The sequence below is a fragment of the Pseudomonas sp. FFUP_PS_473 genome (genome assembly GCF_002858665.1).
Lineage (GTDB): Bacteria > Pseudomonadota > Gammaproteobacteria > Pseudomonadales > Pseudomonadaceae > Aquipseudomonas > Aquipseudomonas defluvii.
This window is the reverse complement of record NZ_PJQQ01000041.1, coordinates 24,907-37,147: the sequence shown is the minus strand read 5'-3', so window position 1 is coordinate 37,147 and position 12,241 is coordinate 24,907. Positions and strand designations below refer to the sequence as shown.

The 12,241-nt window shown below is 61.5% G+C and carries 13 protein-coding genes and 3 pseudogenes; all 16 read right to left on the bottom strand.

Features of this window, described 5'->3' with window-relative positions; genetic code table 11:
* Positions 1 to 68: 68 nt before the first annotated feature.
* A pseudogene (locus CYD26_RS25600) lies at positions 69 to 137 on the bottom strand (glycoside hydrolase family 19 protein); the annotation flags it as partial.
* A gap of 55 nt (positions 138 to 192) precedes the next feature.
* On the bottom strand, positions 193 to 624 hold the full coding sequence (locus tag CYD26_RS21675; protein ID WP_102053627.1) for a phage tail assembly chaperone: 432 nt from the start codon (positions 622 to 624) through the stop codon (positions 193 to 195).
* Between the two features lie 487 nt (positions 625 to 1,111).
* Positions 1,112 to 1,180, bottom strand: a pseudogene (locus CYD26_RS26045) (hypothetical protein); the annotation flags it as partial.
* 123 nt (positions 1,181 to 1,303) lie between these two features.
* Positions 1,304 to 1,972, bottom strand: a pseudogene (locus tag CYD26_RS26040) (phage tail protein); the annotation flags it as partial.
* A complete protein-coding gene (locus tag CYD26_RS21665) occupies positions 1,973 to 2,575 on the bottom strand; it encodes a YmfQ family protein (protein WP_065759234.1) in 603 nt (200 codons plus the stop codon).
* A complete protein-coding gene (locus tag CYD26_RS21660) occupies positions 2,566 to 3,603 on the bottom strand; it encodes a baseplate J/gp47 family protein (protein WP_102053625.1) in 1,038 nt (345 codons plus the stop codon). Before CYD26_RS21660 ends, CYD26_RS21665 begins: the two co-directional genes overlap by 10 nt.
* Positions 3,593 to 3,988, bottom strand: coding sequence for a phage GP46 family protein (locus tag CYD26_RS21655; protein ID WP_371917258.1), 396 nt, complete (start codon positions 3,986 to 3,988; stop codon positions 3,593 to 3,595). The genes CYD26_RS21660 and CYD26_RS21655 overlap by 11 nt, the downstream gene beginning before the upstream one ends.
* 7 nt (positions 3,989 to 3,995) lie before the next feature.
* Positions 3,996 to 4,487, bottom strand: a complete 492-nt coding sequence (locus CYD26_RS21650) for a phage baseplate assembly protein V (RefSeq protein WP_102053623.1) — start codon at positions 4,485 to 4,487, stop codon at positions 3,996 to 3,998.
* Entirely contained in the window at positions 4,484 to 5,596 is a 1,113-nt protein-coding gene (locus CYD26_RS21645) for a phage baseplate assembly protein (protein ID WP_102053622.1), read from the bottom strand. Before CYD26_RS21645 ends, CYD26_RS21650 begins: the two co-directional genes overlap by 4 nt.
* 3 nt (positions 5,597 to 5,599) lie before the next feature.
* Positions 5,600 to 6,970, bottom strand: a complete 1,371-nt coding sequence (locus tag CYD26_RS21640) for a DNA circularization protein (RefSeq protein ID WP_102053621.1) — start codon at positions 6,968 to 6,970, stop codon at positions 5,600 to 5,602.
* Complete coding sequence (locus tag CYD26_RS21635) at positions 6,967 to 9,135, bottom strand: phage tail tape measure protein (protein ID WP_102053620.1); 2,169 nt, start codon at positions 9,133 to 9,135, stop codon at positions 6,967 to 6,969. The genes CYD26_RS21640 and CYD26_RS21635 overlap by 4 nt, the downstream gene beginning before the upstream one ends.
* Positions 9,136 to 9,264: 129 nt before the next feature.
* The gene (locus CYD26_RS21630) at positions 9,265 to 9,579 is read right to left on the bottom strand and encodes a phage tail assembly protein (protein WP_102053619.1); all 315 of its coding nucleotides are present in this window, start codon (positions 9,577 to 9,579) and stop codon (positions 9,265 to 9,267) included.
* Positions 9,579 to 9,926: a phage tail tube protein gene (locus tag CYD26_RS21625; RefSeq protein ID WP_102053618.1), complete on the bottom strand. Its 348-nt coding sequence runs from the start codon at positions 9,924 to 9,926 to the stop codon at positions 9,579 to 9,581. Before CYD26_RS21625 ends, CYD26_RS21630 begins: the two co-directional genes overlap by 1 nt.
* A gap of 57 nt (positions 9,927 to 9,983) precedes the next feature.
* On the bottom strand, positions 9,984 to 11,483 hold the full coding sequence (locus CYD26_RS21620) for a phage tail sheath subtilisin-like domain-containing protein (RefSeq protein ID WP_102053617.1): 1,500 nt from the start codon (positions 11,481 to 11,483) through the stop codon (positions 9,984 to 9,986).
* Positions 11,480 to 11,653 (bottom strand): DUF2635 domain-containing protein, encoded by a 174-nt coding sequence (locus CYD26_RS21615; RefSeq protein ID WP_083199776.1) that lies wholly within the window; start codon positions 11,651 to 11,653, stop codon positions 11,480 to 11,482. Before CYD26_RS21615 ends, CYD26_RS21620 begins: the two co-directional genes overlap by 4 nt.
* Entirely contained in the window at positions 11,650 to 12,234 is a 585-nt protein-coding gene (locus tag CYD26_RS21610; RefSeq protein WP_256588059.1) for a hypothetical protein, read from the bottom strand. The genes CYD26_RS21615 and CYD26_RS21610 overlap by 4 nt, the downstream gene beginning before the upstream one ends.
* Between the last annotated feature and the right edge of the window lie 7 nt (positions 12,235 to 12,241).

The following is a 12,241-nucleotide window of genomic DNA, read 5'->3' as shown; positions in this document are numbered from 1 at the left end:
AAGTCACCCATTCAGCCACCACAGCCAAACGGGTTGCGCTAACGCGCAACGCGCCATGCCTGGCGCACAACAAAAACGCCGGCTTTCTGGCCGGCGTTGGGAAGAATCTGCAGCAGTTGCTGCTCGGTAATAGCCATCGGTTGCATCCCTGAGTAAACGGTAGGAAAGAAAAAGCCCCGACAGTGCGGGGCTCTATTGGTGTTGTTCGGCGATCCAGGGCGGCGCCACGGGTCGGTACTCAGTCACAGGGAACTGCTCCGACTGTGGCCAGTCGCGTAGCGCCTGCATGTACACCAGCAACTCGGCGAACTGCTCCGCCGACAAAGTGGTGGCTGCACCGATCTCCAACTGATCTCGATGCCGGTCACGCAGCCAAACCAAGGACACCAACACACTGTCACGCCACTGCCGCTCTTGCTCGGCTTGCTGCTCAAGCGTCTGGGCAGGCGGGTCAATCAGGATAGGCAGGCCCGCATCATCATGACTTCGTACCTTTCCTGGTTCGGGGTTTCCGATCACGGCAAGATACCGTGCCCGATCAATGGGGACGGCGTCCGCCGGAATCTCGGCGTGTAGTCCTTCGATGTAAGTGGCTTGGGTGGCGCGGCTGTAGAGCATGCCCATGGTGACCTCAGTTACCGATAGTTATGAAATTGAAAGCCTTCGCGGAGTCCGTAGCTTCGTTATGGACAGTTGCGCCGATCAGGGACCGCCCATAGATGCTGAGGTTGCCGCCGGACGTTTGTGCGTGCGACGCGACCGCGATCAGCGAGGCAGTGGGGAAAGCAAGCGGCCAGGAAATAGCCATTGTGCTACTCGCGGGTACCGAGTTGCCTCCCCACTGAATGATTAGGCCACCGAGCCAGCTGGGAAAGACAATGTAGCCATTCGAGGCCAGGCTGATGGAGAAGCCCCAGCGAAGCTTTTTAGGTGTGACAAAGCTACTATCGTCGGCGCCTGCATCGACTAGCAACTGAGTTGCTACCTTAGCCACGCCTAACGCCAACTCGCTGGCTTGCGTCAGCTTCTTGGCAATGGCCTGGAAGACCCTCAGTGCATTCATTGGCTTGGTTTCATTGACACCAGACTCGGCCTCAACCTGCGTGGCAAAGTCCGACCTGAGACCATCCGTAATGCCATAACCTGCCAGGGTCGTCGCCTTGTTAGCTTTACCCGCAAGCAGATTGAGCATCGTGGTCGCAAAGTTAGGGTCATTGCCCAAAGCGGCTGCCAGCTCATTGATTGCATTCAATGCTTCTGGAGCAGAGCCCACCAAGGAATCAATAGCCGCCTGCATGGCCGCATTACTTTCAGCCTTGGTAAAAGCGTCGGTGATGCCAAATCCGGCCAAGGTAGTGGGGTTAGTGCCTCCCGTAACCCGGCCATCGGCACCCACCGTGACACTTTTATAACTACCTGCAACTACGCCAGTCTTGCCGAAGACCTGTTCAAAGGTCAGTGCAGTGGTACCCAGCGTTGGCGGCGTAGCATTGGACAGGCGCCAGACAGAGCCACCGTTGACCGTCCCGGCATCCACACCGACCAGCATGCCCGGCTTCACCTCGACGCTTTCGTCAGCATCGAGCGCACGCACCCATGCTCCAGCAGCCACGACATAAATGCCATTCTGTGCACCGCTGGCCTGATTCTTCACCAGCACCCGGTCACCAGCGACCAGCACAATGGCGTCGATTGTCTGGACGCCACTCAGGGCAATGGCACCCGTGGTCGCAACCCGGACAGAGTTTTTAATGCCCTGAGACACCAGCCCCTGAATGGCCTTGAGCAACTGGTTGGTCTGACCTTCGGCAGGCGCAAAGCCTGCCGCCTTGATCACGTTCAGCAGCTCCTGGGTAACCGCGTTACCCCAGGCAGATGGGATCAGGGAACCCACCTGACCAGTTGCGGGATTCTCGTCGGCAAACTGACCATCCACCAGGCCGACATTGGGTACGCTCTTTGGGTAATCCATTCAGTCCTCACCATACTTAATAAATTCAACCGCATGCGCCGGCGCACTACGGCGCAGCACACACTCCAGGGCGCCGCTTGGGTTGCCGCCGAATTGCTCGCCGAAGTAGCTCACGCCAAACCGGCGACCAAGGCGGCGCCGAGGCCCGGTTTCAAGCGTCCACATGAATTGCGCGACCCACGTACCGAAGTACGCCGCGCCGAAGCGTGAGCGCCCGAAACGTGGGGCTCGGTGCTCAATTACGCGGGCCTCGGGGTAGCCATGACTGATGGCCAGCTCAACGAAGTACGCCGGTGACTGGCCACCGACCTCGACCAGACGGCGGCGCACCGCCAACTGACGATCCTCAAACTTGGGCGAATCCCCCAGGCAGGGATCGGGCAACCGCATGACCCGCTCCCAGTCGGGGACCAACTCACGAACGGTTTCGGGAAAGCTTTCCTCCAGCAGGTCGGCGGCGCGCAGATCCTCCCGGGCCAGCTCTTGGGCAGCGGCCTGCAGCAACTGGTCCACTTCGGGGTTCAGTTCTTTGTCCCACGCGGGACCGGGCGGCAGCAGCGCCCGTAACTGCGCGTAGTAGTCGGAGGCGGTCCTTATCGCCACAGCACACCCCCATAGGTCAGCATCTCGTTGCGCGCCGCTACCACGTCGGCAGCCGGACTGATCAACTGATGATCACGCTCACCAAGCGCGCCGCTGAGGGCCTCGCCGATGTGCGTCCAAAGCAGACCGGCGCCAAGGTCCGACTCGCGGTTGTGCAGATCGACCAGGGCAGCCTCCACTGCCCGGCGAACTGCGCCGCTGTCGGGGATAATCTTCAGTTCGTACTGAACCGGCTTTTCCAGCGGCGGCAGTACGTAAAGCTCAGCGGTGACCGGGCGCTGTTTCTCGATGTATGCCCGCACCTCTTCGCAGGCTGCTGCGCTGGGGATGGGGTCTAGATCGCCGTCACGGACGAAGAACAAACCAACCGTGCCCGGCCCCATCCAGTGCCGCACAAGCCAGGCACGGGTGACGCCCGGGACTTCCAACGCCCAGGTCACATAGTCATCTTGGTTACCGCCGTGAGGGATCACCTGATACGAGCGAATCACCCGGGCGCGCAGCGCCTCAATGCTCTCTTGTTCGGTACCGCCCTGCAGGCCAGGCGCATCAACGGTCACCGTGTCATTGATTCCCAGCACCGGGGAGATCAAGCGCAGAACCGTACCGGCTGGGGTATTACCCAACTGGCCGGCCTCCAAGGCTTCCAGCTTGACGGTGCCGCTCTGACCGACCAAGACAACGCTGGCCGTCACCCGAAAGCGCACACCGTCATCACGCTGCAGCAGCACGCCTGCATCGAGCAGCGCCAAGGCAGCACCGGTAAAGGTCGCGGCACCACTGGAAACCACCGCCTCCAAGCGGTCACGCTTGAGCCGCACCCGGGCCATTCGCCGCAAGGTGTCTTCATCCGCTGTGTCCGGCAGGATCTGCGCGGCGATGTATTCCTGATGCCCGTAGCGCCCGAAGGAAGCCGCCGCCTGCACCCGAGCCAGCACCTCGGCGTCGGATCGCAGCAGGGCCGAGCCGCCCAGGTCAGACTGCGCCCGGCTGATCAGCGCGGGCAAACTTGGGGTTTCAAACGGCATTGATCACCACCCATAAATTCTCAAATGGAACGTCGATGGTTCGGCCATCGCGCAAGGTCAACACCACCCGCATTGCCAGCCGGTCAACACCGCGTGTCGTCGTTACGCCCACGGCCGTAACGCGCCCGTCTTCCAGCATCCAGGCCAAGGCCTCGCGGGCGAAGGCTTGAGCATCCCGCTCGGTGTCCGCCGTCAGCGTCCGCCGGCGCAACAGCCACAGGCGTGAGCCAATGCGGTCGTTGGCCTGCGTGGGGAAACTGTCGCCCCACCAGCCAAAGCGCTGGGCGTCATCGAGTGGGTCATCAGGGCTTGCACGGCGCCAGGTAAAAAGACTGATCTCTGTTGCCCGACGCCAAGCCCGGTCGGTGTCGTCGCTTTCAATCAGCGGCATATCACCCTCCTGCCACTGGCTTTTTGTCCGAGCCTTCATGAACGTGCTGCATCTGGCTCACACCACCAGCCACCTGATCGCCCACTGACTCGATGCGGCCCGTGGTGCGAATCACCGGCGTGTCAAACTCGACGGCATCGTCGGCCTTGACCTTGAGCGTCAGCGTCTCGACCTCGATCACCCGTCCGCGCTTGAAGTGCAGGCGGTCGCCCTCGTCGGTGTACAACGCCACCTCGCCACTTTTCAGCCCCCGCAGGCGAAACTGTCGATCCGCGACACACACCACCACGCCGTGCGAACGGTCGCCCCCCACAAAGAGCGCGATCCCCTCAGCGCCCGGGTGCGCGTTTGAGGTGAAGCCATAGGGCTCGAAGTGCTCCATGCCGTCTTTCACTTCACCGGCCAATAGGCGCATCTGCAGGCTTTGCAACTTGCTCGTGGCCTTGACCAGCGTGACCACGCCCCGGGCCAAAATCTGTTTTAGTCCGCTCATTGCTCGGGCTTCCAATCTGCTGGGATCAAGTATTCAAAGTTGTCCGCCTTGCCGCCTTTCTTGAGCTTGCGGCTGTTGTACGGGTCTTTCGGCTCAGGGTCGAAGCTGTCCGGCGGGGCCACCGTGATGTTTGCCACGGTGCCGCTCTCATCCAGGCTGTACTGGATTTCACTGATGAGCATGTCGCGGTCGATACCGACCCAAGGGTCGACCACCCGCACAATCATGTTGTGACGCCACAGCACCCCGTTAGACTGCCGCCAGCCCTGCACCTTGTACTGCAGGGTCAGCGCCTTACCCATGCGGCTGCCGCGCTCCCAATTCGCCCGCGCCTCTGCAAGGCCGGGGGTCATCTGGCCGCTTTCGTGAATCATCAGCACCCGCTTACGCGCCGCGCGCGGGTCCGTGACTTCAGCCTGTACCTCGGAGGCCTTGGCGCCGTGTTCATCATCCGTGCCCGAACGCTGGCCAACGACCTTGTAGTCGGAGAACACCCCGGAAAAGTCGAGCGACGCCGAGCCGGTCAGGATGTTCTGGCCTAGTTCCAGCCGGTCAACCGCCCGCCCCGCGCTGCCCGGGTTGATGATCACCAAGCGCCCCCGGGAGTCATCGGTGGACAGCAGCCGCGACAGCGTTAGCAGCCGGTCTATCGACTCAAATACCGTCTCACCGGGCTCAATGCTGTGCTCAGCCAATTTGGTAGTCTCGGCCACCTGACTCAGCACCTTGACCCCGTAGGGCTCGGCCAGGCTCTGAACGATCTGCTGCACACTCTGGCCGCGCCACTGCCCGGGCTGATTGATCGCCGAGCAGTCGACCAGGTCGGCCGTCAGCGAACGCCCGCTGATTGCCCGGTTCACCGTCTTGCTGTCGTAGTTCACCGGGGTAGCGAAGACCCAGCCCGTCAGCACCAGGTCATCACCTATCAACACCTCGCAGAAGTCGCCCTGCCTTACCGGAATTTCCTCAGCCTGATCCGGCCAGCGCCACGTCACATCCAGCGAAAAATCTCGGGTCTGTCGCTCGATGCCGGCACTGATGCTGGCTTTCTTCCAGCCGCGATAATCCAGGCCGTTCACGCGCAGCGTGACAGCGTTAAACGGGTCCATGGGTTACTCCTGGGCGATGTGCAGCACCCCGACAGGCAAGAACCCCGGGTGCGGCACTTTGTTACGCGTAACGATTTCAGCGGCGCGGGATGCGTCGCCAAAGCACTGATAGGCCAGCACCAATGCGGGCAGGCTTTCCTTCGGCTCAATCTCAACCAGGCGAACGCCCGAACGGGCCACCTCGGAGAGGTGCCCCTTAACGTGCTTGCGCACCGCCTCGATCACCTCAAAGTGTTCATGCGATGCCGACAGCCCGGCCTCCCACAGCGCCGCGCTAAGCCCATCACGCAGGCTAATCACGTCATCTGCTGCCGGGACTTCTGGCCGCTCCAGGGGTGACGCCACCTGCTGCGCCAAGGCTGGAACACCGGGCAGCTCGGCAGGCGCTGACACCACCGGCATCAGCGCGGCTGCCCGTACGGCCTTGACGATCAAGGCATCACGCATCAACTCCCGTGCCGCCTTGACGGCAGCGGCTGTCGCCAGCCCGCCCGGTGGGTTGGTCATCAGGTCATCGAACTGCTGTTCGGCCATCAACTGCCGGGCCAGTTCAAGCTGTGACGTGATACCACGACCCGAGTCCACGAACCCCGAAAAGACCTCTTCGGTGCTCGCCAGGCGCGCCACGGTATTGGCAAACTCTGGGTCAGCCGCCACCGTGGCAGAGCTGCTGGACGACGGCGACCAGCTGTAACCCGACGACCGAGTGCTGCCGCCCACGCTGGAAAACTGCGCCCGGATCATGGCCGAGAAATTACCCGGGGCATTGATCAGCATGTCAGCCAGCGCCTCAGCCGAACTGACAAGGCCAAGCACCTGGCTAAACTCCCGCTGAATCGCCATCTGAATCCCGGCGATACTGTTCTGCAGCGCCGTTACCGCCATGCGTGCCCGGTTGACCACCGCCATCGCGGCTTTGTAGCGGGCCAACGCGGACTCCAGAAAGCTCTCGCTGGATGCCTCTACCTGCCGCGATGCCTTGGGCACCCCGACCGGGTAGCCCTTTTCCCCACCTTCGATAAACACCAGCTCAAACCGCACGATGCCGCCCTCACGGCGCTCATGCGAAACTTGGCAGCCATCCCCGGCGGTGACCAGCAAGCGCCCGAACCACGGGTGTACCAGCTCGCCCGCCCCGGGCTTATCCAGGGCATTGAGCAGATCGTCCCGCCGGTCCAGGCAATCGTCACCGCCGATAAAGGCCGTCAGTTTGATTTCGCGGGTCTTGCTGCCCATATCCTCCACCAGCGGCTTGTCCCGCTGGGGGTATTCGTGGACCTGCACCCGCCGCCCGACTGGCGTAGCGTCACTGTCGACCAGAAACGCCACGCCGCGAAACGAAGCCGGGTGCAGTTGATCGCGCCACGTCGTCATCCTGCCTCCCTACCCAATGAGCGATAACCGACTGACGGGCTTACCGACAGTCCCGGTTGATTGGTCCTCGCAGGATCAACACGCATGCCCGGCGGTGCATTTTCAAAGCGCACCACCATGGACCCCTCCAGTTCGGTGCGCGCCGCGGCTGTCGCAGCAGCAGCCTGAACCAACGAGCCACGGCTTTGCGGCAGGCTTCCTGCAGGCAAGGCCGAGCCACCCGCGCTTAGGCTTGGTCGACCAGTACCCGAAGCCTGAGCAACCTGAGTACCCGGTACCACACTAACCAATGCCAATGGCGCCATGCCGGGCAACGGCTGATTAGCGGGGTTGCGCATCAAGCTGGCCACCTTCGTGGCCTCTGGCATCAACTCAGGGGCTTGAGCAATCGGCTTGACCAGTTGCCCCGGCGCCATGCCGGCCTGCGCGTTGCGCGCTTCCTGTTCGGCAGTCCACTGCTTGACCTTATCCGTCGCGGCACCAATCACCCCGGCGCCGTCCGTCTCGATGCCAAGGAACTTCATCATCGGTTCAACGATGGGCCGCAACTCGTCCCAAAGCCCCCTGAAGAAACCGCTGATGGGCTCCCAGTGCTTGATGATCAAACCCAGCGGCGACCAATCGAACAGCGTCCCCATGAACTCCGCGAACGGTACCGACAGCGCCTTGACCAGATCCCACAGCGCGCTAAAGAACTCCGTCAGCGGCCCCCAGTTGGCAATGGCCAGGCCGAGCGGGCTCCAGTTGAAGGCCTCTTTCATCCACGACCAGACCGTCATAGCCGGGTCTTTGATCCTCTCCCATACCCAAGCGAAGTAAGGCGCGACGCTCGACCAGTTCGCAATCAGCACACCCGCCGCGATCGCCACACCACGCACGACCAGGCCGATAACGCTCATTTTTGCCACACCATCCATCAGCATGAGCGCGGAAGTAGCCCCCGCCGTGGCCAAGCGCAACACGGTGAAGCCGACCGCCGCCCCGATGATGCCCTTGATCAGCCACGGGTGCGCGCCGGCCAACTGGGTCACGCCGGTGATGATCGGCCCGACCGTCGCCATGAAGTCGTTAAACGGCGGCAGTAGTACAGAACCGACCGTAATGCCCAGCCGGGTCACACGGTTGCGCAGCAACTGCATGGCGTTCTGCGTGGTCGCCGACCGCGATTCATACTCGGCCTGCATAGAACCGGCGTATAGCGTTGAATCACCAACCGACTTGAAGTTCTTCTGCAGGGTGTCCAGGTTGGTCAGCAACGGCGCAATAGCCCCTACCGACTCCTTGCCAAACAGGTTGGTTAACACCGCCGCCTGCTTGCTTTTCTCGACCTTGGACAGGGTCTTGAGCACCTTGTTGATCGTGCCCTCGGAGTCGGTTTGCATACCCTTGGCGATTTCGTTGGCGTCCAGGCGAAGCGCCTTGTAGGCCTCTTGCTGCGACTTGGTGGCCGCCGTGCCAGCGGTCAGGGTCAGCATGAAGTTTTTGATGCCTGTAGCCGCCACGTCCTGGGCGATACCCACCCCGGCCAGTGCCGAGCCCATCGCCGCAATCTGCCCGGCATTGACCCCGGCCACCTCACCCAGCGGGCCAATGGCCGTCAGGATCGCCGAGATTTGCCCGGTACTGGCCGCACCGGTGTTACCCAGGTAGTTGATTTTGTCGGCCAGCGCGACCACTTCCTGCTGGTTCATATGGAAGGCCGTTCGCCACTTGGCCATCATCGAGCCGGACTCTTCCGCCGTGGTGTCGAAGGCAACACCCATTTTCACCGCATCTTCAGCGAACTGCTTCAGGTCTTCCCGGGCGATGCCCGACTGACCACCCGCTGCGACAATCTGCGCGATGCCCTCGGCAGCCATCGGCAACCGCTCGGACATGCTCAGCACGTCCTCACTCATCTCCTTGAACTGGGCCGGCGTCTCAAAGTTTACGACCTTCTTGACGTCGGCCATCGCACTTTCAAAGCCAATGGCAGCCTGAACCCCCATGACAAAAGGGGTCGCAATGGCACCCCCTTGAATCGCATCCATGAAGGTGATTTTGCCGAGGCCTGAGCTATTCAACTGCTTGCGCAGAACGGCTGCGTTCTTGCGCACCCCACTCAACACCGGCGACAACTTGTCGACGCCAGTGATGAGCGCCTTTAGCTGGAACTTATCCGCCATTGCCGCCCCCTAACATCGCCTGGATTCGCCACGCGTTTTCTTCACTCTCAAACAACTGGTCTAACGACCAGTTCATGACCTCGTTCGGGTTCACTTTCCAGAACCAGGCGAGGTCATAGACCAACTCGGTCAGGTGCTCGGGGCTTCGGAATCGGGGGCTTTCGTCGCCGGTGACAGGAAAAAACCAATGACCATCCACACCAATGTGTTCAGGTCGAAAATGTCCAGTTGGTTAACCGAGCTGGGGGGAATGCCGGCACACACAGCAATGTACTTCGATGCAGCTTCAGTTTCGGCAACTGGTCGATTGTCTTCGCCCAAGACGTAGGGAAACACTTTGATGTTGCGAATTTCCTGAGGGGTTGGGCGACGCAGAGTCAGTTCGGTCAGTTGATCACCGTGAGCCTGAATCGGTACGGCCAACTTATGGGTAGTAGTGCTCATTATTGCCAGTCTCCAGAAATACCATCGAACTTGATCGCAACCTTTGCGTCATCGGCAGACATTTTCATTTCGTCCACCACATACGCACCGGACAGCACGTAACAACTGCCGTCCTTGAACTCAGCGGTGACCGTCATGTTGGTGCCGTTTTCCAGCTTCGCCTGAGGGAAACCCGGGGTTTTAACCGCATCGACCGCCACATAGGGCGTCAGGTCTTCTTCCTTGAACACCCCCGTGGTAATCGTCTCGCGCTTGAACTTGGACAACGGCACCTCAACACCGCCGGTAATCGTCAACTGCTCGCCGTCGACCTTGATGTAACAGGTGCCCGCGACTTTCTGACCCATAAAGGGATCTCCCATAAAAAAGCCCGCACAAGGCGGGCCGGGGTGGATGTGGAAGGGTTACGCCGCGTCTTCGTACTGCAGGCGGAACTGATAGAGCAGCGCAAACACGCGCAACTGATTGACCAGATCCGGCGGGAACAACACGTTCAGGCGGTTCGGGTTGCTCGCGTCGCGCTCGACAATCAGCTGCGCCTTGAACAGCTCGGTGTTCTCAACGATCCCGGCGCGCTCCAGCTCACGATACGCCGCGATCAGTTCGCCACGGATCACCAGCGGCGTGACGATTGCCTGGCCAGCGCCGAAGTTGGTGCCATCGTTGGCCAGCTTGCAGCGCCCGTACTTGCTGGTAATCCGGCTGCGCAGGTAGCGGATAACGTGCGCCGACTGATGCAGCGTTTCGCTGTCCAGATAGGAATCATCCGGCTGGCCGAAGGCGTTACGCTGGTAGGTCGTCACGGCGCGCTGAATGCGGTACTCGCCGCCACTGCTCGATGCCGTAGCGATGCCGCTTTTCAGCAGGGAATCCGCCTCGGACAACATGAAACGGTCGCTCGCAGCAGCGGGAGCAATAGCCCCCAGCACACCGGTCTGCGTGGGCCGAGCCGGGTCCGCGCTGATGAAAACCGCCGTGCGTGCCCCCCACTGCGCCGCGACCTCCCAGACGGGCTGGGGCACGCCGGGCTCAAAGCCGTGAATCGTCATGTGCGGGTCATTGCGCAAGCGCCCTGCAGCCACCAACTGGCCGAGCGTGCCGCGCTTGGCGCTGTACACATGGCCATAGAGCTGCTTGGCCCACGACCAGCGACCGGCGCTGTCATCCATGACTTCTTTCCAGTCATCGAGCGTAGCGCTGTCGGTCCAGGGCTGGGTGATGAACTCAAACTCTTCATCGCCCAGTGCTGCCAGCGCCATGGTCATGTCAGGCGAACCAGCACCGCCAGTCATGGCAGTGACTGCCAGCACCAGGCCTGCCGGTGTCACCTCGCCATTGACGCGTCCCAGGCGATTCAGCTCGACTTGAATGTCGTTGCCGAGGTCACCCTTGAACTTTGCCGTCAGCGTCACGACAGCGCCTGCAGCCATAGCGGTAACAGGCAGGTCAGTGGCGGCGTTGATGCTGGCCGCCAAACCGGTGGCCACGGCCTCAGCCGACGCCGAGGCAACCACGGCAGAGCGCACACGCTGGCCAGCCACGTACAGGTTGATCAAGCCCGCCGCTGTCACGTTGCCCGTTACGGTAACGCTGCAGGTCGCAGCAGCGCCGGTGTCAACCTTCAACGGCAGGCACCAGACCTCACCGGCAATGTCGATAGCGCGGTGCTTTTGGTGCATTGCGGCCAGCATCGAGCCGGCGCCGCCGATGGCAATGGCTTCAGAGGTGCGCGACACCAGCACCAGGCTACCGATTTCGGCGGCATCGGCGTTGTCGTTGACCTGGCCAATGATCAGGCGGCGAAGTCCGGCACCGGCGCCGCTGTTCGCCATCGAGTTATCAACCTCGGCGCAGAACAGCGGGACACGAATATCAGACGGAATGTTGCTGAAACCGACGCTCATACCTTGGCCTCTTTCTTGGGCTTGGCTTCTACCACGTCACCCGCATTCAGGCGGCGCACCCAGTACGCATTACGGGGCACATAGGCGCCCTCTTCGGGCAGCAGTTCGCCGCCCTTCTCCGGCATCGGGTTGTCACGCCCCGCTACCGGCTTCAGGTAAATCTGAGTCATTGAGATAAGTCCTCTCGGGTTTTGATTTCGATACGCCCGTCAGGCCCCTCGGGGGCGACATTCCGGTCGACCACGGGGTCGATAAAGTCGAACGACGTGTCGACCCCCTCCAGCGGAGGAAGGCCCAGCAGCGTGCATTCCTGCCACGTTTCCGGGCTGGTACCAGACCCAATGGTTAAGTTGCCCAGCTGGAAGTCAGCGAAGAACCGGAACCGGTAAACCACCCGATCACGGTCGATCAGCAGCAAAGACCCGCCGTCATACAGCAGCTGCCCGTAATCCTTATCAGGCTCAAACCCAACCAAAGCGCGCCAGAGGCTGGCCCGAACCAAATGCAACTGGTCGGCAACCTGCTGCCCGCGCTCGTCGTAGTTCTTCAGTACGACGCACACATCAATGGCGTCCCTGACTTGCTGAACAATGACGTTCTGCTGCTCCGGCTCATCGGCCCCGTCACCGGTGGGGATCACATACGCTGCAGGCAGCTTCATCAGCGCACTGCCCTTTACCGGGTCCCAATCCAGACCACCCGCCACCCGGTTTTCAAAAGACGGGCAGCGCTGTTTCAGTTGCTCGATCACTGGGGTG